This window comes from Acinetobacter sp. SFD (genome assembly GCF_001647575.1).
In the GTDB taxonomy this organism is placed as follows: domain Bacteria; phylum Pseudomonadota; class Gammaproteobacteria; order Pseudomonadales; family Moraxellaceae; genus Acinetobacter; species Acinetobacter pecorum.
In genome coordinates this window covers 46,723-70,361 of sequence record NZ_LSZJ01000002.1, presented here as the reverse complement: position 1 = coordinate 70,361, position 23,639 = coordinate 46,723, and the positions used below count along the sequence as shown (strand labels likewise).

General features: G+C 41.9%; 24 protein-coding genes and 1 rRNA gene. 10 read left to right on the top strand and 15 right to left on the bottom strand.

Annotation, left to right across the window (positions count from 1 at the left end):
* The first annotated feature begins 20 nt into the window (after positions 1 to 20).
* Positions 21 to 135 (top strand): 5S ribosomal RNA (gene rrf, locus AY605_RS04320).
* A gap of 155 nt (positions 136 to 290) precedes the next feature.
* Positions 291 to 1,910, top strand: a complete 1,620-nt coding sequence (locus AY605_RS04315) for a Na/Pi cotransporter family protein (RefSeq protein WP_064095243.1) — start codon at positions 291 to 293, stop codon at positions 1,908 to 1,910.
* Here AY605_RS04315 and AY605_RS04310 read toward each other — a convergent pair.
* The 4 genes from AY605_RS04310 to AY605_RS04295 form a co-directional block, all read right to left on the bottom strand.
* Complete coding sequence (locus tag AY605_RS04310; protein WP_064095242.1) at positions 1,876 to 3,255, bottom strand: dihydrolipoyl dehydrogenase; 1,380 nt, start codon at positions 3,253 to 3,255, stop codon at positions 1,876 to 1,878. The two genes, AY605_RS04315 and AY605_RS04310, sit on opposite strands and share 35 nt — an antisense overlap.
* An 80-nt stretch (positions 3,256 to 3,335) precedes the next feature.
* Positions 3,336 to 4,517, bottom strand: coding sequence for a hypothetical protein (locus tag AY605_RS04305; RefSeq protein WP_064095241.1), 1,182 nt, complete (start codon positions 4,515 to 4,517; stop codon positions 3,336 to 3,338).
* 204 nt (positions 4,518 to 4,721) lie between these two features.
* On the bottom strand, positions 4,722 to 5,144 hold the full coding sequence (locus tag AY605_RS04300; protein ID WP_064095240.1) for a beta-lactamase hydrolase domain-containing protein: 423 nt from the start codon (positions 5,142 to 5,144) through the stop codon (positions 4,722 to 4,724).
* Positions 5,137 to 5,472, bottom strand: a complete 336-nt coding sequence (locus tag AY605_RS04295; RefSeq protein ID WP_064095239.1) for a TIGR01244 family sulfur transferase — start codon at positions 5,470 to 5,472, stop codon at positions 5,137 to 5,139. Before AY605_RS04295 ends, AY605_RS04300 begins: the two co-directional genes overlap by 8 nt.
* 127 nt (positions 5,473 to 5,599) lie before the next feature.
* Between AY605_RS04295 and AY605_RS04290 the strand changes: the two genes are divergently transcribed.
* The 3 genes from AY605_RS04290 to AY605_RS04280 all read left to right on the top strand — a co-directional run bounded on the left by AY605_RS04290 (position 5,600) and on the right by AY605_RS04280 (position 7,374).
* On the top strand, positions 5,600 to 6,496 hold the full coding sequence (locus AY605_RS04290; RefSeq protein WP_064095238.1) for an alpha/beta hydrolase: 897 nt from the start codon (positions 5,600 to 5,602) through the stop codon (positions 6,494 to 6,496).
* Positions 6,497 to 6,928: a thioredoxin TrxC gene (gene trxC / locus AY605_RS04285; protein ID WP_064095237.1), complete on the top strand. Its 432-nt coding sequence runs from the start codon at positions 6,497 to 6,499 to the stop codon at positions 6,926 to 6,928.
* Positions 6,929 to 7,002: 74 nt separating this feature from the next.
* Positions 7,003 to 7,374, top strand: coding sequence for an acyl-CoA thioesterase (locus AY605_RS04280; RefSeq protein ID WP_218955192.1), 372 nt, complete (start codon positions 7,003 to 7,005; stop codon positions 7,372 to 7,374).
* Positions 7,375 to 7,431: 57 nt separating this feature from the next.
* On the opposite strand, the gene AY605_RS04275 is transcribed toward AY605_RS04280, so the two are convergent.
* Together AY605_RS04275 and AY605_RS04270 are read right to left on the bottom strand one after the other, a co-directional pair.
* Positions 7,432 to 7,935 carry a DUF4442 domain-containing protein gene (locus AY605_RS04275; RefSeq protein WP_064095235.1) on the bottom strand — a complete coding sequence of 168 codons (504 nt, stop codon included), beginning with the start codon at positions 7,933 to 7,935 and terminating at the stop codon, positions 7,432 to 7,434.
* 25 nt (positions 7,936 to 7,960) lie between these two features.
* A complete protein-coding gene (locus tag AY605_RS04270; protein ID WP_064095234.1) occupies positions 7,961 to 8,449 on the bottom strand; it encodes a YajQ family cyclic di-GMP-binding protein in 489 nt (162 codons plus the stop codon).
* A 91-nt stretch (positions 8,450 to 8,540) separates the two neighbouring features.
* Between AY605_RS04270 and AY605_RS04265 the strand changes: the two genes are divergently transcribed.
* Positions 8,541 to 8,855, top strand: a complete 315-nt coding sequence (locus tag AY605_RS04265) for a rhodanese-like domain-containing protein (protein WP_064095233.1) — start codon at positions 8,541 to 8,543, stop codon at positions 8,853 to 8,855.
* A 96-nt stretch (positions 8,856 to 8,951) separates the two neighbouring features.
* Here the strand turns inward: AY605_RS04265 and mnmC are convergent, their stop codons facing one another.
* The 4 genes from mnmC to AY605_RS04245 are packed head-to-tail and all read right to left on the bottom strand — an operon-like array spanning position 8,952 to position 12,347.
* Positions 8,952 to 10,850, bottom strand: coding sequence for an FAD-dependent 5-carboxymethylaminomethyl-2-thiouridine(34) oxidoreductase MnmC (mnmC, locus tag AY605_RS04260; RefSeq protein WP_064095232.1), 1,899 nt, complete (start codon positions 10,848 to 10,850; stop codon positions 8,952 to 8,954).
* Positions 10,851 to 10,889: 39 nt separating this feature from the next.
* Entirely contained in the window at positions 10,890 to 11,399 is a 510-nt protein-coding gene (locus AY605_RS04255) for a hypothetical protein (protein WP_064095231.1), read from the bottom strand.
* 5 nt (positions 11,400 to 11,404) lie between these two features.
* Positions 11,405 to 11,707, bottom strand: a complete 303-nt coding sequence (locus AY605_RS04250; protein ID WP_064095230.1) for a YciI family protein — start codon at positions 11,705 to 11,707, stop codon at positions 11,405 to 11,407.
* A gap of 28 nt (positions 11,708 to 11,735) precedes the next feature.
* Positions 11,736 to 12,347, bottom strand: coding sequence for a septation protein IspZ (locus AY605_RS04245; RefSeq protein ID WP_064095229.1), 612 nt, complete (start codon positions 12,345 to 12,347; stop codon positions 11,736 to 11,738).
* Positions 12,348 to 12,391: 44 nt separating this feature from the next.
* Here AY605_RS04245 and AY605_RS04240 point away from each other — a divergent pair, with 44 nt between their 5' ends.
* Complete coding sequence (locus AY605_RS04240; RefSeq protein ID WP_064095228.1) at positions 12,392 to 13,243, top strand: PHP domain-containing protein; 852 nt, start codon at positions 12,392 to 12,394, stop codon at positions 13,241 to 13,243.
* An 80-nt stretch (positions 13,244 to 13,323) separates the two neighbouring features.
* Here the strand turns inward: AY605_RS04240 and AY605_RS04235 are convergent, their stop codons facing one another.
* Positions 13,324 to 14,235 (bottom strand): bestrophin family protein, encoded by a 912-nt coding sequence (locus AY605_RS04235; protein WP_064095227.1) that lies wholly within the window; start codon positions 14,233 to 14,235, stop codon positions 13,324 to 13,326.
* A 64-nt stretch (positions 14,236 to 14,299) separates the two neighbouring features.
* A complete protein-coding gene (gene radC / locus AY605_RS04230) occupies positions 14,300 to 15,001 on the bottom strand; it encodes a RadC family protein (RefSeq protein WP_064095226.1) in 702 nt (233 codons plus the stop codon).
* Between the two features lie 113 nt (positions 15,002 to 15,114).
* On the opposite strand from radC, the gene coaBC reads away from it, so the two are divergent.
* Complete coding sequence (coaBC, locus tag AY605_RS04225; RefSeq protein WP_064095225.1) at positions 15,115 to 16,389, top strand: bifunctional phosphopantothenoylcysteine decarboxylase/phosphopantothenate--cysteine ligase CoaBC; 1,275 nt, start codon at positions 15,115 to 15,117, stop codon at positions 16,387 to 16,389.
* Between the two features lie 233 nt (positions 16,390 to 16,622).
* Positions 16,623 to 17,135: a hypothetical protein gene (locus AY605_RS04220; protein WP_064095224.1), complete on the top strand. Its 513-nt coding sequence runs from the start codon at positions 16,623 to 16,625 to the stop codon at positions 17,133 to 17,135.
* A 50-nt stretch (positions 17,136 to 17,185) separates the two neighbouring features.
* On the opposite strand, the gene dusA is transcribed toward AY605_RS04220, so the two are convergent.
* The 3 genes from dusA to aspT all read right to left on the bottom strand — a co-directional run bounded on the left by dusA (position 17,186) and on the right by aspT (position 22,019).
* Positions 17,186 to 18,211, bottom strand: a complete 1,026-nt coding sequence (gene dusA / locus AY605_RS04215) for a tRNA dihydrouridine(20/20a) synthase DusA (RefSeq protein WP_064095223.1) — start codon at positions 18,209 to 18,211, stop codon at positions 17,186 to 17,188.
* 466 nt (positions 18,212 to 18,677) lie between these two features.
* Positions 18,678 to 20,279, bottom strand: coding sequence for a bifunctional aspartate transaminase/aspartate 4-decarboxylase (locus AY605_RS04210; protein WP_064095222.1), 1,602 nt, complete (start codon positions 20,277 to 20,279; stop codon positions 18,678 to 18,680).
* Between the two features lie 54 nt (positions 20,280 to 20,333).
* Positions 20,334 to 22,019: an aspartate-alanine antiporter gene (gene aspT, locus AY605_RS04205; protein WP_064095221.1), complete on the bottom strand. Its 1,686-nt coding sequence runs from the start codon at positions 22,017 to 22,019 to the stop codon at positions 20,334 to 20,336.
* Between the two features lie 964 nt (positions 22,020 to 22,983).
* Here aspT and AY605_RS04200 point away from each other — a divergent pair.
* On the top strand, positions 22,984 to 23,628 hold the full coding sequence (locus tag AY605_RS04200; protein WP_064095220.1) for a HEPN domain-containing protein: 645 nt from the start codon (positions 22,984 to 22,986) through the stop codon (positions 23,626 to 23,628).
* Positions 23,629 to 23,639: the final 11 nt, after the last annotated feature.

The window sequence follows — 23,639 nt, the reverse complement described above, 5'->3', positions numbered from 1 at the left end:
GCAAAGTCATAAACAGTTGTGCTGGCGACCATAGCAAGAGTGAACCACCTGATCCCTTCCCGAACTCAGAAGTGAAACCTCTTAGCGCTGATGGTAGTGTGGGATTACCCATGTGAGAGTAAGTCATCGCCAGCTCATTATTCCAGAAAGCCCCTGACATCAGTCAGGGGCTTTTTTTATGCGGGGTTTATAGTAAAAATAATATTCTGAATTTACTCAAGGTTATTTACTATTTTTAAACTAGCCTGATTGTGTTTTAATCGTTTAAAGCTTAAAACCTAGGAATCTGCGTGTTTGAGGTATTTGCACAGCTGTGTGGCGGGATTGGTTTATTCCTGCTTGGCATGACTTTAATGACCGATAGTCTTAAAGATATTGCAGGTGAAACATTAAGACAGTGGTTAGGGCGGTTTACAGGTTCACCTTTTAAAGCAATGATTTCAGGGATTGCTTTAACCTTGATAGTGCAATCTTCTACAGCTACAACTTTAGCAACTATTGGCTTTGTCAGTGCGGGAGTTCTTACTTTTTCGCAAGCCATTGGTGTCATTATTGGCGCCAATATCGGTACTACCAGTACGGGCTGGATGGTGGCTTTTCTGGGGTTAAAGTTTTCTATCGGGCAAATAGCTTTACCTCTGATTGCCATAGGTGCTTTACTTAAAATATTAGCCCATGGACGTACAGCACTCACCGGCCTGGCACTTGCAGGCTTTGGACTGATTTTCTTTGGAATTGACTTGCTTCAGGTCGCAATGTCAGGTGTCGCAGAGCATCTTGACCTTTCAGTTTTCTCCACCAAAAGCGTTGCTTCCAAATTATTGTTGGTACTTTTTGGTTTGGTCATGACTGTGGTTTTACAGTCTTCCAGTGCTGCGATTACGGCTACCCTTGCCGCATTGGCCAGTCAGGCCATTCAGCTTGATCAAGCTCTCATGCTCGTTATTGGTCAGAATGTTGGAACAGTTGCAACTGCAGTGCTGGCATCTATTGGCGCAAATGCGAATGCAAAACGAACTGCTGCTGTGCATGTCTGTTTTAATGTCGTGAGTGCAATTTTTGCATTTTTTATTTTAGTTCCTTTATTTTTATGGTTTCATCAACCGCAGCATTTTTTATCCAGCTGGGATAATGTGGTAATTGTGGCTACCTTTCATACTGCTTTTAGTGTATTTGGTGCCTTATTTTTTATGCCATTGATCGGACCTTTTGAACGGCTGTTGGTTAAATATATTCCTGCACATGAAGATTCATTATTGCAAGCTTTGGATGATGCCAGTTTGGCTGTACCTGCGGTAGCCATTAATACAGCAGAAAAAGTAATTTTTAAAACAATAGGAACCCAGTATTTCTGGATACTTAAAGCCATCAAGTCGGCCGAAATGGTTTCGGCTAATGAGTTAAAACAGCAGGATGAATTAATCTATAAATTACAGGATTATTTAGAAAAAATTATAGTGCCCGAAAATAGTCAAGATCAAGCCCGGCTATTTAGCTTGTTGAGGATCATGGTTTATTTAAAAGTATTACGTAGTGATCTGGAAAATCTAGAGTATGCATTAAATATCCGCACCCAACCTGCAATCTATCAGATTGCCCTGGACTTTATCCAGATAGTAGAAAATGAGGGAAATATTCGACTGGATCTATCTTCATCTGAAGATCTTGAACAACTCTATATAGAGCTGGAAAACTTAAAAAAATGGAGCAAACAGCACCATGCTGAATTACGAGAAAAAATAAATAGTTATGCCTCTACTTATCAGCTGAATGCAGTTAAGACCTTAGAGTTGTTGGCTGCTCAGCGCTGGTTGGAACGCCTAATTTCACATAGTCTCCGTCTGGTGAATGTACTAAAAGAGTGCCAACAATCTCTTAGGGTTGCTGAAGTTGACGACGAGCATGTTTAAGTGCAGATCTGAGCCCTTCCTCTAGCGTCGGGTGGTAAAAAGGTTTGGCAAGGACTTGATGAATATCCTGATCGGCATCTATGGTCCAGGCAAGAAGATGGGCAAGATGTTCAGCTTGAGAACAGAACAGTTCTGCGCCTAATAATTTGCCTGATTTTTTATCAATATAAACTTCAATTCCTCCCTTATTTTCAGCAAGTACCAGTGCACGGCCTTGATTTTCATAGGAGGCAAATCCTCGAATAAACTCAATATTTTGTTGTTCTAACTGTTTAAAAATTTGCCCGACTATTGCCATTTCCGGATGAGAAAATATGATTGCCAATGGGGTAAGCACTGGAATCGGTTTGACTTCAGGATAATTTAAACAGTTATGAACCACCTCTTTACCGGCATGAGCAGCCTCGTGTTGAATGGGGGCATCAGGGGCGGCATCACCCACTATAAATATTGGCATATCTGCGAGTTGTTTGGTTTTTTTATTGATAGGTAGTTTCTTTATATCAGTAAAGCCAGGGTCTAACCGGTCTAAGCCCAAGCGATCCAGATTGCTCTGACGCCCTGTAGCACCCAGAACATAGTCAACCTCAATACTTTGAACTTGATCATTTTCGGTAAAATCAATCTTAATGTGACTCGTCTGTTTTTTAACTTGGTCTGGTAAGATTTTAAACTTGATGTTGATTTCTTGACTGAGTTCTTTTTGGGCTAATGACTGTAAAGTAGGGCTGCTTAGAGCACCGACTTTCTGACTACGCGCAAACATCGTGGTTTTTACCCCCAGTCGTTGCATAGCCTGAGCTAATTCAATGGCAATCACGCCACTTCCGATCACTGCTAAAGACTTGGGTAATTGAGAAAGTTCAAAAATTTCGTCAGAACTTAAATATTTATCTCCTAATTCTTCCTTTAATGCTTTATCGATATTCGGTCGTGAACCCACTGAAATAATAAAACATTTAGCTTGATAAGACTGTCCATTAACTTCAACTGTATGAGAATCAATAAACTTCGCATGACCAGAAATTTTATGTGAATTATCCCATTGGTCGATACCTTTTAAGGTGGCGCGAATGAAACGTTCTCTTAAGCGATGTAGACGTTGCATGACACCTGAGGTATCAACTGTAGCATCATGTTGTAAAGCGAGGTCTTTCGCGGATTGGATGTCATGCATGCGATTTGCAGACGAGATCAGCAGTTTACTTGGCATACAGCCTACACGAGCACAGGTCGTATCCCACGGACCATCATTGATAATTAAAATATTCTGGGTGTATTTAATGGCTTCGTTATAAGCGCTGATGCCTGCAGTTCCGGCACCAATGATAATAAGGTCGTACATAAATTTTTTAATCTTAAATGTAATACTTTTAATCTAATATAAAAAAACCTCCTTTCGGAGGTTTTTTCAATTCGTTACATTTAATACTTAATTAGGCTTGGAGAAGTGAATTCTGTTACGACACCATTAGCCGTATTTTTAGATTGTCCTTCATATGTAATGCCATTAATAATATGTTTAAACTTCAATATCGAATCGGCAGCAGATTTTTTAAAGTTAAGAAGATTAGGTCCTTCTAGGTAAATACTCCCAACAAATTCTTTAGCATTCAGTGTTGGTACTTCATGCTCAACACGTGTACCGGCAATTGAAACGCTTGGTAAGTTCAGTGTTTCAATACCATTAAGAACTTTATAAGTACTTGGTAATACACCTAAAGTAGAATCGATAAGGAAATTAATAGGTTCGGCAAATGCAACATTAGTATTGTCATTTACTAAGGTATTAAAGCCTGAACCTGCTTCTGTTACATAGTATTCACTATTATCTGAGGTTTTAGGTACTTTATAGATGCTTAAAGCCCCCATTTCGGTGCCTACTGTTTCCCCGAGTTTAGTTACAGTTACTTTAAAATTACTAGTTTCATTATTAATGAGAATAAATCGTTTTTGTAAACCCTCAGCCTGTTCAAATGGATGTGAAAATGAACCAGCAATAGTAATATCTTGTAAGTCTTTTAATTTATTCTCATTTTCAAATACAAGTAGATATGTTTCACCATAATATGATTCTAAACTTGGAGTGATATCATCAGATTTTAAACGAATATTTGCTAGATCATCTCCAGTAATACGATCATTCTCATTAATATCGCCTTTATCAATAACAAAATCCCAAGAATCATAGTTAGATCCTAGTAATTGATTAATTTGATTTCCTTTAAAAATATAACAAGCACGAAAGTCAATTTTACTTTCTTCAAAGCATTTTTCTTTGCGGTTAGTCGCTTTAAAAGACTTAAAGTCAACATTCCGAATATCTTGTGAAATTTTCAATATACTTTGAGCATAAGCATCCAGTGCGTGATCGACATAGCCTTTTTGCTGAGGTTCGGCTTGGCCAAATAGTGATGCTGCCTCAACTTTGAGTGCATTGAATGTTTTTTGAGCATCTGCAGGCGTTATATTGTCATTGGGGCTAGGCTGATTTGATCCTGGGGCATTATTACTATCTGTATTGTAATATCCTTCGCTACCACCGCCCCCACATGCGGCTAAAAAACCTGATAAAGTGATAACAAGCACACTTTTATTAAACTTCATGTTTTACCCCAAAATAATTATTTACAAAAACTATAGTTATACTGTTTTAAGATTATCATAGATAAAAAATGGCGCAAAGAGCGCCATTAGTTTTTTTATAGGCTGACTTATAAGGGAGTTCCCACATTCACACCCACAGTCGGCTTCAAATTCATCGAGCTACAGCCTGTAAAAGCCAAACTACAACATACAATAATCAATAATTTATTCATGAATCAATCCTTGAGATTTGGCTTGGTTAAACAAAGCTGCTGAACGTGTACCACTACGGCAGACCATTAAAATAGGTTTTGGCAGTTCATTGTAATATCGGGCAAATTCCTCAATATTGGCCTGAGAAATATGACCACTTACTACTGGCTGATAAATCACGCTGACTTGAGACTTTTCTGCAATCGAACGTAATTGACTTACTGTAACGGCATTACCGGACTCCTGATCAGGGCGGTTTACAATCACGGATTTAAAACCCTGCTGAATCAATTGCTCAAACTTATCCAAGGTCATTTGACCGGTAACACTCACTGTAGCGGTCAGAGCACGACTCAAATTCTGCGCAGCAAAAACAGGTGAAGTACAGCTAAAACAGATTGCGAGTACTACACTTTTCCAAAATGACTTAGTCATCCAGCAAGTCCATCTGTTTTGCCAGTTGATATAAATTATTTGAGCGGTTTCCGGTACGGCAAAACATCAAGATTGGTTTTGGTAATTCATTATAATGATTGGCAAAAGTGCGGACATCAAGCTCGGTAATCTGACCGGCAACCACCGGCTGGAATACATAATCCAGACCTGCTGCACGTGCAGCCTCTTCGATTTGTGCACTGGTGGGCTGCTCAGAACCACCTTCCATATCTGGACGGTTGTTGATAATCGATTTAAAACCTTTTTCAACTATTTGAGAGATATGTTCAGGACCAATTTGACCAGTAAAGCCTACATTTTCGCTCATGATGTCACTCCATTATGTCATTTATCTAGATATGCTTTATGATAGCATTAAGCTGAAAACATGACGGCTGAGTTCTGAAAAATTTATAAATACGATTACAATTATAAAATAATGCAATGGAGCGCATATGTACGCTTATACAGTCGAACCACTGTATGTTAAAAGCGGTCAGGAAGTGATTGCTGCGGATTTTTATCATCCTCAACAGGTCGATAAACCGGCTGTGATCCTAATGGCCCATGGTCTGGCAGCTTTACGTCATTTTAAACTGGTCCAGTATGCACAGCGCTTTGCCAGTGCTGGCTATGCTGTGGTGCTGTTTGATTATCGCTATTGGGGCGGGAGTACAGGACGTCCACGTGAACTGGTATCTATTAGTGTTCAGCTTGAAGACTGGCGGACTATGATCAGCCATTTAGAGGCACGTAAGTCGATTGACAGCAAAAGAATTGTACTTTGGGGAACGGCGTTAAGTGGCGGTCATGTACTGACACTCGCAGCAGAGCTGTCAAATATTCAGGCAGTAATGGCACAGATACCATTTGTTGATGGGGCAGAAAGTGCCAAACTTTATCCTTTGCAGCAATTGCCTAAAGCCCTGAAAATTTCCAGCCAAGACTACATGGGCGCCAAGGTCGGTATGGCACCGAAAACCTTACCCGTAGTAGACCCTCATGAACTCTGCTTTATGCCAACCCAGGACAGTTATCAGGGATATATGTCCATCGTGAACCCGGATTATTACTGGAGTGGTCATATTCCTGCACGCGCATTCTTTAAACTGATGCGTTATCGTCCCATTCTGGAAGTACGTAAAATCACGATTCCAGTTCTGTTCATTGCAGCAAAACTGGATAGTCTGATTCCCATTGAATCCAGTCGGGAAACTGCAACCAATATTGCGCCATTTGTGCAATATCATGAATGGAATATGCGACATTTTGATATTTATCATGGCGAATGGTTTGAAAAAGCAGTTTCGACCCAATTAGAATTCTTACATCAACATATTGGAGTGCGCTAGATGATTATTGTATGTCCGGAATGTCTGGCCAAAAACCGTGTCCCTGAAGAAAAACTAACCGCTAATCCCGCTTGTGGTCAATGTCATCAAGCACTGGTTCCATTGGCGCCGATTGAATTGAATGAGCAGAATTTCAGCCAGTTTGTCACGCATAGTGACTTGCCGATCTTGATCGACCTATGGGCGGACTGGTGTGGGCCATGTAAAATGATGGCGCCGCACTTTGCCAATGTTGCCAAACTCTATCCCAATGTGGTTTTTGCCAAAATTGATACAGAAGCAAATCCACGGCTAAGTGCAGCATTTAATGTACGCAGTATTCCGACGCTGGTTTTAATGAATAAAAGTAACGAAATTGCTAGAATAAGCGGTGCATTACGCTCAAGCGAGCTGCAAAAGTGGCTTGATCAGCAGTTAAATGCCCCATCCTAATTCACAAGCCTGGAGTTCAAGTGTCAGATTCTCATAATAAACCAGAGGGAATTCTTTCCCTGCAGACCATTGCGATGCCTGCGGATACCAACTGGAGTGGAGATGTATTTGGTGGCTGGATTGTTTCACAAATGGACTTGGCGGGAGCAATTCATGCAGAGCGCTTTAGTAAAGGACGCTGTGCGACAATTTCGATTAACCAGATGACCTTCTTGGTTCCGGTGAAAGTCGGTGATGTGATTAGCTGCTATACCAAAATTCTAAAGGTCGGCAATACCTCCATCCAGATGGAAATTGAAGTATGGGATAGCCATGACGACTCACGTCCGCCTGTACGCGTGACTGAAGGGGTATTTACCTTTGTGGCAGTGGATGTGAAGGGTAATAAACGTCCGATTCCAGAGGAAGCAAAGCAGAAGTTTCTAGAATCTCAGCAGAAGTCATAATTCGTCTCATAAAAAATCCCAGATTAATGATCTGGGATTCTTTTGTCTGTATGGATATCAGGTCTGCTTCAATTGCTTTTTGGAAATCCAGGCCCAGAGCATCTCGCATTGAATGGGTGCTTCACCCGATTCATCACTTACCATAACTTGAACCAGTGTTTCACCTTTGTCTGAACTTTGCATAAGCTGTTGCTGTTCAGCAGTCAAGGTAGCAACTGCCGTCAGGGCACCTTTGGTCGGACGTTTAAAGTCTACTTTTAGACTTTTAATCAAAACCACTGCGCTATCTGGTACATTCATTGCGGTTACAAACCCGGTTGCTGTTTCTGCCAGCAGGGCCATTGCACATGCATGAATTTGTCCAATATGGTTCTGCATGGCTTTATGATTGGCCATACTGACTACCACTTTGGACGCACTCATTTCCTCATAACGAATCTTGGCAGAGCCGACCATCGGGACCACCCGGCCAAAAGTTTTACTTAACAAAGCAGTACGAATACCTTGCGGTAATCGTGCAGTGGCTTTGACTAATCTGGCTAATCGGTTGTTCTTTGCCATAATTCCTTCTACAGACGTTGCTGACTTAGTCTTTAAAGTTATTAAACTGTAAAGGCAGACCGAATTGCTGTTCTTTCAGGTATGCCATCACTTGCTGCAAGGTATCGCGTTTTTTGTCAGTCACACGAATCTTGTCGCCCTGAATAGAAGATTGCACTTTAATGCCACTTTCTTTAATGGCCTTATTAATTTTTTTTGCAGTATCAGAGTCAAGACCATCTTTAAGCTTGATCACCTGAATCACATTTTTGCCTGAAGCGGTCATTTTTTGTGGATCAAGTGCCTGAATGTCAATCTTACGCTTGAAGAAATGGTTTTCCAGCATGTTATATACCTGTTCACACTGAAAATCACTTTCTGTACTGATTTTGATTTCCTTGTTTTTTTCATTCAGTTCAATAGAAACGTCCTGACCACGGAAATCAAAGCGGGTTGCAATCTCTTTTTGGGTATTTTGAACTGCATGATTTACTTCAAAAATTTCTAATTCAGAAACAATATCGAAAGAAGGCATAGTTTAGACCTTTACAAAGGGAAAGAATATCTGAGATGCTAGGGATGTTTTCTTCATTTGCCAAGTGTTGTTTACATCAAAGGAGTGCACAATGATCCGTAAACAAGAAATTACAACATTTGAGTTCCCAGAAAATGCCATTATCTGGGATGTACGCGATGCAAGTGCTTTTGCTGAAGCACACGTGAAAGGGGCGGTAAATCAGCCCATTAACGATCTTTCAGCAGATAGCCTGACTCAGGTGTCAGCGGATCAACCGATTTATATTTTATGTGGTGGTGGGAGTAAAGCTCCACGTGCAGCTGAAAAATTAGAGGGTTTTGACAGCTCACGTGAATACGTCATTCTGATGGGTGGTACTCGTGCCGCTCGTGATGCCGGTATGCCGCTGGAGCAAGGTGCCTAATAACCTTGTGAAAAAAAGCGCCGTCAGGCGCTTTTTTAATGGGGGTAATATTTTTCCCTCTCTCATAGGGAGAGGGAACACCTTTAAAATAGGATTCTATATTTGAGGTTTTAAATACGGTTTTTTCATTTTCACTTTCTTTTGAAAACGGGTCACGCTGAGTTTTTTCACTACATGAGATGGAACCAGACAGGCTTCTCCCAGAATCTGGGCGGCCAAGATTTCACTACAGAGTGGTGCAAACAGAAAGCCTTTAGACCCGAGACCAGCAAAGCTATAAACTTCCTCATCTACTTTCATTTTACCGAGTAAAGGGAAATAATCCTGACTTTGCGCACGTAGCGATGCACGGCCTTGCCAAGTCTCGATGGAAGGAAGAGATTTCGCATATTCAGGAAAGACACCATGGATAAGTTCATAATTATGCATATGATCTTCTGCTAATACCTCTGTATCATCCCGGCCTGGATAAAACGAAGCCCCGAGAATGAGTTGGTCGGCATTGAGTTGCATACAGTAGCCGCCATAGCTATAGGCAGTATTTTGACTTAAAGGCTGGGCTTGATTATTTACCCAGCTGACTTGTCCGCGAATCGGTTTCAGGGGAGGATGATCTGCAAAAAACTGCTGGGTTTCTCGTGCAGTACAGACAATCACATGATCAAACTTGCCTAAAGATTGCTGATCTACAAATAACTCAGGTTGTATAGTCGTTTCAAGATGGCTAATTTGGGCCTGTTGATATTGAATATGAGGATGCTGCAAAATTTCATCACGTAACTGATGCGGTGAAACCGCGCCAGCTGCTAACAGTTTTAAACTTGGAAATGCAGTTTGTATCTCCTGATCTTTTACTGTTTGTGTAGCCAGAATTCCTTCGGGATATTCGTCTGCCAATCCTAAAAGCTGTTCAGGATTTTTTAAGGCGAGTTGATTGACCTGAATCGGGCGGAAAGCCTTAAATTTCCGATAATGATTTAAGGCATGTTGCCAAGACAAGGTCATCAAATGTTCAGCACTTTGCTCAACCGGACAGAGTTTGGGATTGAGCAAGGCCAGTGGATTGCCAGAACCTCCGGAGAGAGGCGCCGACCGGTCGTAAATCGTGACTTGATGACCACGTTGAGCGAATGCCCATGCCGTACTCAAACCTGCGATTCCTGCGCCAATCACAGCGATCTGGCGAGGCCTGGCGTTTATCTCTAAAGCTGACTCAGTTTTTTTTTGCGCACTTTCCTGAGTTGAATATGGGGTACTTTCTTCAGTCGGATTCCAGATTGCTTTCAACATTTCACGTTTATGGCCAAAACCACGTGGACGGGAAATTGAAATCCCGTGATTTTTTAAGCCACGCTTTAAGACACCCGCGACACTAAAAGAGGCAAATGTCGTTCCGGTTTCTGACAAGCGCACAATATGGTTTAAGACATTTTCTTCCCACATATCCGGATTACAGGAAGGCGCAAAGCCATCCAGAAACCAGGCATTCACCGCTGCAGTTTTTTCAATGACCGGGAAGATATCGTGGGCATCGCCTAGCCATAGATCCAGACTGAAACGTTCTTCAGGAAAACTGAGTCGATGACAGCCAGCAATTGGCATTGGATATTGAGAAATCAGCTGATCAGCCAAAGGTTTTAACTCAGGCCAGGCATTCAGGGCACGGATCAGATCTGCTTTAGAGAGCGGAAATTTTTCCACTGAAATGGCATGCAAATGACTGTGATTATCCGGACGCACCTGTTGCCAGAGCTGCCACAGGGCCAGAATATTTAAACCAGTACCAAAACCCGTTTCACCGACACAGAAATATTCAAAAGGTTTTAGGTTTGTCAGGCGAGTGCTGAGATCATTGCCATTTAAAAAGACATGCAGGGTTTCCAGCAGGCCATTGTCTTTGGAAAAATACACATCACCAAATTGCTTGGATACAGGCACATCGATGCCATCCACCAATTGCCAGTCCAGATCGGCAGTTTGAATTGCGTGCGACAAAACGGTTACAACCTTAAAGATATCGGGAAGAACTATAGCTTACCACTGACGGCGGCGTTTGGTATAAACATAGCTCGCTATCAGGAAGCCCAGCAGTACACCTACTGCCAATGTTGCTGCGCCGTAGAGGAACATCTGGGCACTACGTTCACTTTGTAGTACCTGTACCTGAACGCCCAAGTTATCATTCTTGAGCTGTAATTCCTGGTTTTGCGATAGGGCATCCAGATTGGCTTTTTCCAGTTGCTCTAAACGGGTGGCCTGATCTTTGACCAAGGCTTTTACCTTGGCATCTTGCTGGGCTTTTAGCTTGGCGATTTCTTCTGCGGTTAACGGTTTATTTTCAGCAGGTGGCACCGGCTGGGCAGAAGTTGCTACTGCAGGAATAATGGCAGGTTTTGGCGGCGACTGGTTTGGTGCAGTCGCTGCTGTCGCTCGAGATGGTGCTGTCTGATTTTCCGGAGCCACAGGAGCAGGCGTAACTTCGACTGCCCATAATGGAGAAATCATGAAACATAGGCCAATGATACTGGCAGTAACAACACGCATGGACCTTATCCTTGAGGAAATGCTTTATTAAATGGTTTGACATCGATATGTTCGTACACACCTTCTTTTAAAAATGGCTCATCCTGTAACCATGTATCCAGTGCTTCACGACTGTCAAAATCGACAATAATGGTACTGCCGTAAAAACCGGCTTGTGGATTGGCCGGATCTTTAGGCATGGCACCTGCAACAATCAGGCGACCTTCAGCATTTAAATGTTCCAGACGTTCAAGATGTTGTGGGCGAATCGCGAGGCGTTTTTCCACTGTACCTTCCCGATCGGTACAGCTAACGACGAATAATGGCATGATGACTCTCAATCGTTTGTAGTTGGACTTATTCAGCGGTCTTAAAGTATTTGCGCAATACAATAAACTGAATAATGATAAAGGAAAACATCACGATCATGTCACCGAATGCGGTAAATTCGCCCCAATATTTTCCATCCATCCACAAATAGGCGAAAAAGGTATGCAGAAATGACATCAGCACAAACATCGCCACCCAGGCATAGTTCAATTTAACCCAGCCTTTTTCGCTTAGGTTGAATACCGGACCAAACAGACGCTGAATCAATGGCTTTTTATCCTTGCTAAACCAAGGGGATAATAAAAAGGCACCGGCAAAGACCAGATTCAGTAATACCGCTTTTAAACGGATATAGAAATCATCGCTGAGCATCAGGGTAATGCCACCAAAAATCACGGTCATAAACAAGACAATCCATTGCTGCTTGTCCAGGCGGAATTTTTGCATGACAAATAACGCACCATAGACGACCAGCATGGAAATAATCAGACCTGTGGTTGCAACAAGAATATTATTATTGTCGACACCCCCCGCAGAACCGATCAATTGCAGCAATTGATGGTCAGTGTCTTTTGGATCTACAGTTTTATATAAATAAAAGAAAATAATGAGTGGCACAAAGTCTAAAAGTGCTTTCATGTTAGAGTATCTAAATCTGATCAAATAAATGTCATAGTATAGAGATGCACGGCGTAGATTTACATACACATAGTAATATTTCTGATGGAACTTTCAGTCCTCAGCAACTGGTCGAAGCGGCTGTGGAAAAACTCATCCATACTTTGGCACTGACCGATCATGACACCATGGACGGTTTGGTATTGGCGGAGGAAGCTGCCAAAAATCATGAGATTAAGATTATCTCCGGCGTAGAGATATCCAGCCAGTGGTCGCGGCCTGCGACCAAAAAAAACTATGGTGTGCATATTGTGGCACTTAATATCCAGAAGCCTGAGCCGTTACAAAAAGCCCTCAATCAGCAAAAGAAAATCCGGGCTGAACGTTCTAAGCAAATCTGTGATCTGCTGCTTCCTTTAATTGGGGAGGATATTTATGCTGATGTACTGACCAAAGTGGAGAATATCCCTGATCGGGTGACACGAACGCATATTGCTAAAACACTGGTAGAAAAGGGTATTGTGACCCGGCCGCAACAGGCCTTTGATAAATATATCAAGGAAGGCAAAAAGGCCTATGTCAAATTTGATGGTCTAGGGCTTGAAGAAACGATTCAGGTGATTCATGCAAGTGGCGGTTTTGCAGTACTGGCACATCCGACCAAATATGATTTATCTGCGACCAATATCCGTTATCTGATCGAGATCTTTGCCAAGTTTGGTGGAGATGCGGTGGAACTGCCACCGGCGATTGAGCCAAGTTCCACCCGGCAGATGGTAGATCGAATGATTGCAGAACATGGTCTGAAAGTTTCGATTGGTAGCGATTTTCATGGCGACCATATGCCCTGGATTAAACTGGGTAATGTCCCGAGCCTGAAACCGGGTCAGATCGGGATTTGGGAGAGTTTTACCTAGGGATTTCTTTATTTTGATCTTCTTTATTTGTAAGGAGAGTTAGCTATCACTGATAGCAAAGGATGAGTGAGGCTAATCTTTTAAAGCAAATTATGATCTTTGGCCTGAATTGGTGGAGGTGTTGGTTTGCCCAAAGTTCCTAACAGTTCAATTTCAATGGTACGTACCATCGAGTCCAGTGGCAAGTCATTGCTCTGGGTACCAAAGGGCTCTTCAATTTCCGAACTTAAAGCATCTAATCCTAAAAAGGTATAGGCCAAAATGCCGACCAGAAAAGGCGTAAACAGACCGAGCGTTGAACCCAGACTAAAAGGCAAAATAAAACAGAAAAAATACACGGTGCGGTTGAGCAAGACTGAATAGGCAAAAGGCAAAGGCGTCGTCGCAATCCGGTCACAACCAGTTTGGACAATACTCAGTTCTGCTACATGATTATTCATCTGCATATAGATGATGTCGGAAATTTCACCTTCTTTAAGTGCCTGCATCAACTCCCACTGAATCAGACTTAAAGTATATTGCGCTGCATTTGCCTGCTGATAGAGTTGGGTCACAGCCTGTTGGCTCATGCCACTGGTTTCTACCAGCTCAGTCGGATTGGCTGTCTGGTGGCGAAGGCGATCACGGAGTACATTGGCAAAGACAATCACATGCTGAATCACACGTTCCCGACGACCTTGAGACAGCATCCGGCAATCACGGTCAAAGTGGCGTGAATTAGCAATCAAAATGCCCCAAAGTTTACGCGCTTCCCACCAGCGGTCATAACAGGCCGAGTTTTTAAATCCGAGAAAAATCGACAGTACTACCCCAATCAGGGTAAAGCCGACCAGCGGTAATTCTGGAAAATGAAAATAGCCAATATGTGACAAGCCACCGATGATGGCCGAAATCAGCATGACCACGCCCAAAGGTGGCAAAACTTTAGGCAAAATCGTCCCTCGCCAGGAAAACAGCAGTTTAAAAACACTCGGCTGGTCACGTACGATCATTTATTAGAATCATCACAATTTTTCCATGATCTTGTTGAGTTGTGCCTGCTTTGTCAAGTGCTATTCAATACTGTACTTCCGGTTTGATGAGTTGCTGTTCCGCAAAGGAAAAACTGCCTTCCAAGGCGATAATACAATGGTCAATCAGATGGATATCTACCAGTTGGCAGGCCTGCTGAATCTGACGGGTCAATGCCAGGTCAGCCTTGGACGGAGAGGGCCGGCCCAGCGGATGATTATGCGCAATGACAATTGAGGTCGCCTGCTGGCTAATGGCATAACGCAATAACTGATTAATGGAAATATCACATGCATTGATTGATCCATAAAACAGTTTTTTAAATGCAATTTTTCTTAAACTGGCATCCAGACACAGCACAGAGAATACTTCCTGTGTTTCACCGAGCAGTTCAAAGCGTAAATAGTCTCTCAAGCGCTTGGAATTGGTAAGTTCCAGTGCATCCTGCTTGAGGTGTTCGGCAATATAACGTCGTCCAAGTTCCTTGACAGCCATCAGCTGCGTGTATTTGCTGATGCCCATACCATGAAACTGACTGACTTCCTGTAAAGGGGCATCGAGTAGAGCAGTCAAATGACCAAAATGCTGAATCAGCAAACGCGCCAGATCAACTGCCGAATGTTGCTGTGAACCTGAACGTAGAAATATGGCCAGTAGCTCGGCATCGGATAGACTCTCAGCCCCATATTGAATCAAACGTTCCCGCGGCCGCTCTTGCTCCGGCCAGTTTTTAATAGAAAATTGCATGATGATTATACTTTTTTATTATGAATTATCAGTTTTCCCGCAAGCCGATCTCTTGGGAATGCGATTATTTAATGCTATTGTGAGCCTCACTGCAACAGCAAGGTAATCTGTTTGTGAGCTTTGATCTAAGTGTAATTCCCCATAAAAATATCATTCTGGCCGTCACTGGCGGTATTGCCGCCTATAAAAGTGCGATTTTGGTCCGCCGTTTGAAAGATGCCGGCTTTGATGTGCGAGTGGTAATGACCCATGGTGCACAGGCTTTTATTACACCTTTGACCTTCCAGGCCTTATCGGGCAATCCCGTGCATACCGAATTACTGGATCCTGAAGCAGAAGCTGGAATGGGGCATATCGAGCTGGCGCGTTGGGCTGACCTGTTGCTGGTAGCGCCTGCCAGTTGTGACACACTGGCAAAATTTGCTGCAGGTCTGGCAGATGATCTGCTCAGTACTTTATATCTGGCAACAAAAGCGCCGGTCTGGGTGGCGCCAGCCATGAACCAGCAAATGTGGGCGGCGAAAGCAACGCAGCGCAATCTTGCGACACTGATCGAAGATGGTGTGCATGTGATCATGCCGAATGCTGGTTCACAGGCCTGTGGGGATGTAGGTTTGGGCCGTATGCCTGAACCGGAAGATTTAGCCGGACAGGTGACTGAATATTTTCATAAAGCCCAACGTGCGATTGCGGAAAAATTTGGCTTGCTTGCGGGTAAACAAGTCACGATTACCGCAGGCCCAACCCGCGAAGCGATTGATCCGGTACGTTATATTTCCAATCACAGTACCGGGAAAATGGGCTTTGCACTGGCTGCAGCCTGTTATGCGGCAGGAGCGAATGTGACCCTGATTGCAGGGCCGGTCAGTCTGGATACGCCGAATGGCGTAAAACGTAAAAATGTCTCTTCTGCCGTACAAATGCTGAATGAAAGCATGCACATGCTGGAGCAGGGTTGTGACATTTTTATTGCCACCGCTGCGGTAGCCGATTATCGTGTGGCACAGGTTGCCGAACATAAAATCAAGAAAGCTGGGGATGAGCTGAATGTGGCGCTGGTCAAAAATCCGGATATTGTTGCCACTATAGCCCAACAGGAAAAACGTCCGTTTATGGTCGGTTTTGCTGCAGAAACCCGCAATATTGAAGAATATGCTGCCGGAAAGCTGGTGGCTAAAAAGCTGGATATGATTGCCTGCAATGACGTTTCACGTGCTGATATCGGTTTTGCTTCAGATGAAAATGCCATGACGGTATTTTTTGCCGAGCATTACCAGCTGGAAAAACGTGATCTGGAAAAAGCCTCCAAGCAGGAAATTGCCCAGCAGCTGGTTGAAGCGATTCATGATGCCCTGCATCACGATCCCCTGGCAGAAGATGATTTCTAGACTGAATCAATATGAGAAAATTAAAAAAGCCCTGAGATGAACAGGGCTTTTTTAGTTTATGTCCACTATCTAGTTAAATATCATCAAATTGGCTTCAAAATAGGCTGACTTTATAGACCAAGGATTTATATATTGTTTTATGGGAAAAAGTATAAAATAGATCACAGAATAAACCAAAGATAAAAAATGTGACACAGATAGAATGTAGTGGGAAACAACAAGGAGGGGGCGATATGAAAAAAATCATGATGTTATGGATGATCGCCTGCTTGGCCGGATGCAGTTACTTTGTATCAATTGATGAACTGGCCAGAAATATTCAGGAACAGATACAGCAGGAATTTAATGCTAATCCTGACTATCAGCATTATCGTCTCACTGTGCTGAATGTAAAAATTGTCCATCGCCAAGGCAATGAGTTTGAGGCAGTTTCACAACTGAACTATCAGGGGCATGAATATCCCGTCAATGTCAAAATTATCAAGGTTAATGGCGGCTATAGCTGGTCCATTGAAGATGATGCTTTTGCCTTCATTGATGAAATCGAAATTGAAAAATATCGCCAGCAGTTAGATCGTGAACTGGAGCAACTGTCTGCATCTCTAGACGATCTGGAATCTGTAGAAGAACCGGTAAGAGTTGAACTGAGCTTAAATATACGTCCAGCAATAGAACCTGTGGTACAGGCAGCCTCTTATGATGAGGAGCCGATCCCCGTTGGTAATATTACGGCGTATACGCACTGATCAATGCGTCATCTTTATAAAAAAGCACCGATAACCGGTGCTTTCTGTTTTTAAGATTCAACCTGCTGATGTTCACGTACGTAATCTTCAGTACGCTGCATCGCTTCCTGAATATTAAACAGGGCAGTTTCTACATCTTTCAAGGTTTTTGCATTCCCACCGCTTAACGCCTGACGCCATTTGCGTGCGCCTGGCAAATTCTGGAACAGGCCTAAAATATGACGGGTAATAATGGATAAAGGTGCACCTTCTGCCATACGCTGGGCAATATAAGGCAACATCTGCTGCATAATGTCAAAACGGTCTGGTGTATCCAGATTCCACAATTGTCCCAGTTCTGCCAGCAAATAAGGATTGTGATAAGCTTCACGGCCAATCATCACGCCATCAACATGTTTGAGGTGTTCCTGCGTCTCGGCATAGGTTTTAATTCCGCCGTTGATCTCGATAAGCAGATCAGGACGATCCTGTTTTAAACGGTAGACATCTTCATAGCGCAGTGGCGGCACATCACGGTTTTCTTTGGGCGACAGACCTTTTAATAAGGCAATGCGTGCATGCACGATAAAATTGTTGCAGCCGGTTTTGGCCACAGTATCGACAAAATGTAGCATCTCTTCATAAGATTGCATGTCATCAATCCCGATCCGGTGTTTCACCGTTACTGGAATATCCACTGCATGACGCATGGCATCAATACATTCTGCCACTAGATCAGGTTCTGCCATTAGACAGGCACCAATTTTATTATTCTGCACCCGGTCACTCGGACAACCTACATTTAAATTAATTTCGTTATAACCCCAATCTTGGGCCATTTTGCTGCAGGTTGCCAAGTCTTGCGGATTTGAGCCACCTAGCTGTAAAACGATCGGATGTTCTTCCTGATTGAAATCCAGGTGTCGTTTGGCATCACCATGAATGATGGCACCCGTTGTCACCATTTCAGTGTACATAATGATATTCGGGTTAAACAGACGGGCAAAGAAACGATAGTCCTTGGTCGTCCAGTCCATCATAGGTGCAACACTGATTCGTGGAGATTGAGCAGTTTCAATGGGGTTGGTGAGAGTCATTAAAAAATCATGCCTTTAATCATGTTGGTGCAATCTGCGAAAATCTATATTTAGCCAGAGTACGCAATTTGCATTTAGCGCCAAATTTTACACCATAATGAAAAAATAATTCATGTTATAAATTGATCAAGAAGGTTGCGGCTAAAAAGAGCATTGAAAGGTGCGGGTTTAAAACCATGACAATATTGGAATGAATCGGAAACGAAGTCTTTTTTAGAGAAAAACAAGAAAGTAAACAGATTTGGCCTGCTCAGTCTATAAATATAGAAAAATAGGAAAAGCCAGTATCATGATGAAGCCCTAAAAGATCAGTGAGCTCTTTTAGGGCAGAGGTGAAATCTTGACTTTGCTAATTTATATTCATACTGTTCGTACTTAACAAGAATGATCAGCTATTCATTAAAAAAGAAATCTGCCAAGGTAGGGGAATAAACCCAGATATGGCTTCAGTTCCTTCATTTGAATATTATTTTTTCTTTTTACCTTCTTTTTTGTATTCCTCATAAGCTTCAGCAGCCAGATTGCTTAAAGACATGCCTATCGCAGCATATTGATATTCATTCAGGTTTGCCAAGGATGCACGGGCTGAAGGATGTTGAACACCAAAGCCGGAACCAGGCAGAAGCACTACACCGGTTTCATCTGCGACCCGGAACAACAGTTCAGTCGGATTTTTGTTTTTCATGATCCAGTCTGCAAAGTCATCACCATACAAAGTACGTGCAGTATTTTCCAGGTTTACCAAGGTGTAATAATCCACACTATTTGGATCTTGTGGAACGTCTACTCCTAATTGGCGATACAATGCTGCATCCCGTTCACGTACAACTGATTGAACCGCTTTTTTATAATTTTGACGTGAATCCATCATATTAAACAAGGCGAAAAGAACCATCTGTACCTGTTGAGGTGTCGATAAGCCAGCAGTGTGATTTAAGGCTACATTTCGGCTATCTGCTACCATCCGGTCAATAAGTTTGATACTTCCAGGATCCGTGGTAATGGATGAATAGCGTTCTGCAAGTTCCTCCTTATCCTTCTTGGAAAGTGCTGCAATTTTTTGATCCAGAATATTATTTTTGGTGAGTGCAATGATACCAAGACGCCAGCCTGTTGCGCCAAAATATTTCGAGAAGGAATAAACCAGAATGGTGTTATCAGGACACAGTGCAAATAATGATGTGAAGTTATCGGCAAATGTTCCATACACGTCATCAGTCAGAATAATCAGGTCAGGACGTTTCTTGACAATATCTGCGATGATGGCCAGTCCTTCATCATTTATTTTCACGGAAGGAGGGTTACTTGGGTTAACCAGAAAGAATGCCTTAATAGACGGATCCTCTAATTTACGCAATTCAGATTCCGGATACTGCCAGTTAAGCGCTGGATCAGCCTGAATCATCACTTCTTCAAGCTGATAATCGTTAAGTTTAGGAATTTCGATATAGGGAGTGAAAATAGGCGCACCTAGGGCAATGCGGTCACCATAGGAAATAATTTTATTTTCTTTTAAAGAGTTAAAGATGTAGGCCATTGCAGCAGTACCACCTTCCACTGCAAACAGGTCCAGTCCTTCCTTAGGCATACTTTGTACGCCCATCTCTCGAAGTACATATTCTTTAATGATTTTTTCACTGATTCTCAGCATCCGGTCAGGCACAGGATAATTACATCCTAAAACACCTTCTACCATTTCAAGCAAAAAAGCGTCCGGATCCAGTCCCAGTTGGTCACGTACATACGAAATCGCTTTACCCAAGAAAACCACACCTGGTTTATCGCGATTTGCTAGGATAAATTGTTCAAAGCGCGACTGTAATCCTTGTGAACGTGGAAATCCACCTAGGCCTTCAGGCATATATGAAAATGAAAATTCTGATTCAGTAGCAGCAAATAAACCGAGTTGAAAAAAGGCACGCCGTGGCACAGTCGCAAGAAAATTTGGATTACCGCGACCGGCATTCAGCATCATGCGATCCGTTCGGCTGGTTGCCAATGCAATTAGTTCATCTTTAAGTTCAAATGGACTGAGTTTTGAGTATTTTGAATAATCAACGTTTCCCATGGGGAATCTCCAAAATTATTGTAAGCTGGATCAAATTAAAATTTATTTGTGTATTTAAGCCAGCGCCACAATGAGTGGACCAAGCAAGGTTAAAAATACATTGGCTAATGCATAAGTAATGGCAAATGGAACTGTTGGAATAGAGTTTCCGGCTTTATCCAAAACCGCACCAAAAGCAGGGTTGGCACTTCGGGCACCTGATAATGCTCCGGCCATTACTGCGACGTTGTCATAACGGAGTATATAGCGGGCAAAAAACATGGAGAGAATGAGTGGGACCACTGTTATCACGACTCCAATCATAAACAGGGATAGGCCACTTTGCATAATCGTATGATAGGCCTGCAAGCCAGATTCCAGACCTACGGCCGCCACGAAACCGGCCAGACCTAAATCTTTGAGAATTTGAGAGGCAGCCAGAGGCATATTGCCTCGTGTCTGATTGCGGCTATGCAGCCAGCCAAACAATAAACCGGATAAAAGTGCTCCTCCGCCTGCACCTAGCGTTAACGGCATGTTGCTAATACGGATAACAATTAAACCGATTAACAGACCAACAACCAAACCTAGGCCATGGAAAACCCAATCTGTTTTTATGCTTTGGGATATAGCACGACCACCCTCTTTGACCATCCGGTCAAGATCATTTTTTGTACCATAGACAGTAATGACATCTCCTTTACGAAGAACAGTATTATCATCCATGGGTACTGATTCATTATTTCTTTTAATTCCAATCACATAAACACCATGTTTTAGATACTCTGGGGTGTTAGCCCTCACATCTCCTAAGGTGCGATTGATGTATTTGGAGTTTCTGAGAATCATATCTGTGGTAGACATGACTATTTCCATGCCTTCGGAGGATTCCAGTTCAGTCCCGATATGTTGAGCAATTGAAACAACACCGGCTCTACGACCAATCACCAGAATAATATCATCTGTCTCGAGCTTGGTTTCTAGAGAGGCATCGATAAATTGAGTGCCGCGTTTAATCCGTTCAATGGTAATGTTGGGGATTTTTGACTGAAGCTCTGCAATTGTTTGTCCTGAGGCCTGCTGGACTCTATAAATACGCCCAACAATTTCAGGCATGGCCGGTTCCTGCCCAGGCGCCAGTTGATAAGCACCTTTGAGCTGTTCAGCTTGAGCCTTGAGCGCATCATCACGAATACTACGGCCCATAAATTTTGGCACGGTGCTTGCGCAGATAATGATGGCACCGAGTGACCCAAAAATATAGGTTAATGCATATCCAACCGCGACATTTGACTGAAGCTTCTGGATCTCGGCAGCAGGCAAGTCGAGACGGGAAATTGCATCGCCTGCTGTACCAATAATTGCCGACTGGGTCAGTCCGCCTGATGCCAGACCTGCTGCCATCCCTTTATCTAGATGGAAGATTTTTGCCATGATGAGCACGGTAGCCAGTCCGCAAACTGCCAAAAATACCGCTAACAGAACTTCTTTCATAGATTTTGGTCCCAGCGATTTGAAAAATTGGGGACCACTTTCAAAACCGACTGCATAAATAAACACTGCGAAGAGTATGGCTTTGACGCCATTATCAACAGTTACACCAATAAGACTGAGTACAGCGGCAGCAAGCAATGAGCCAGCAACGCCGCCAAGCTGGAATTTACCGAATCGAAATTTACCAATCCAAAAGCCTATTGCCAAAGATAAAAACAATAGAATTGAAGGGCTTTGACTTAATTCATTTTGTATCCATTCCATCATTTTATAGACTCACTATAAATTGTGTTAATTGATCTATTTTTTTTGATTTGATATATTTTTGTGACTTTATAAAAATATTATGCTTGATTGAGAAAAATGCAAATCATGTTCTTTAATATTGAACTTAATTTAATCAAATATTTAGTGTTTATAATATTTTTTTTAAAGAAGTTTTTGAGGGTTAGTTACATTTTGGAACAAAATATGATTTTTATTTAAGTCTATATTTTATTTAATGAAAATATTTTTTTATTTAAACTTGGTTTTATTTAATTGTTTTAAGATATTGTAATTAATAATCTTTTTTGGAGGGCGTTTTAGGGTCAATATGTTAGTTTTCACATATTAAAAGGTAATTGTTACTATATATTTAATCCTGAATTTATTCAGAATTTAAAAATAATTTATTTTTAATGAAAATTAACTTAAATATTCATTAATTTTAATTCTTGGTGTGAGGTGATTTTCTTGTATTGGATTTTAATTTTTATATTAAATTTTGATATATGTTTTTTTATATTATGAGCGTTCATTTTATTGCGACGAAAATAATATAATGAGGGGTTGAGTTAGATTAATTCCCGAACTATTTATTTTAGATAAGGAACCTTGGGAATATTATCTGAATAAGCCTATAGGGATCTCATGCTCATAAATCAGTTTACAGCCTTATTTATTGTTCATTTTCAATACACTTTCCATTCACTCTTTTTCGACAAAAAGGAAAAAACTAATACCTTGGTACCTAGTAGGTCTGGCTGATGTACTCGTACCGAGTTGCAGATATTAAAAAAAAGAGGGGAGGAAAAATAAAATTAAAAAAACAAGCCCAGTAGAGCGAGCTTCCTGTTGAGCTCTGACAATGTCAGCTAAAAATGAAAATAGAATTCCCAGTCATTTCTCAGTGGTATATTTTTATAGTGAGAGAGGAATTAAAAAAACGCTATAAATAAGGAGAACAATGATGCTGTTACTGGAGGAAATTTACAAAAGCTATAAAGCACAAAATTCGGCACATTTTAATTTAAGAATTCATCGTGGAGTGGGCTGGTTTAAAAAATCACTGGAGCTGGATCGAGATCTGGATTTTAAATTTATCAGTCTGTGGATCAGCTTTCAGTCTATTTATGCAGAGGAAGGCGATCTGATTCAGGGACAAGACAAGCTATATCAATTTTTAGAAATACTTTGCCAAAATGATACAGAACAGAAAATCGGCCATATTGTCTGGGAAAAATATAGCCAGCCGATTCATTCACTATTAGATAGCTCATATCTAAATCAAAGCTTTTGGGATTATCGCAATCAAAAAATTAGTCTGGAAAACTGTCAGGCAATACTTGAGAATCAGAAGCAACAAATACAGAATGCCTTGCAGGAAAAAAATTCAATTGAAGTTCTAAAGCTGTTATTTCATCGTTTATATACCTTACACCATCAGCTCATGCATGGCGGCATGACTTACCAAAGTTCATTGAACCATAAGTCATTCGAGGAAAGCTGCCGAATTCTGGCAGCATTATTGCCAGTTTTTATCTGTATTTTATTGGAAAACGCAAAAACACTGGATTTGAATAAGCCCTATTATCCGGCAGCGCAAGTCAGCTAAATAGGATTAAG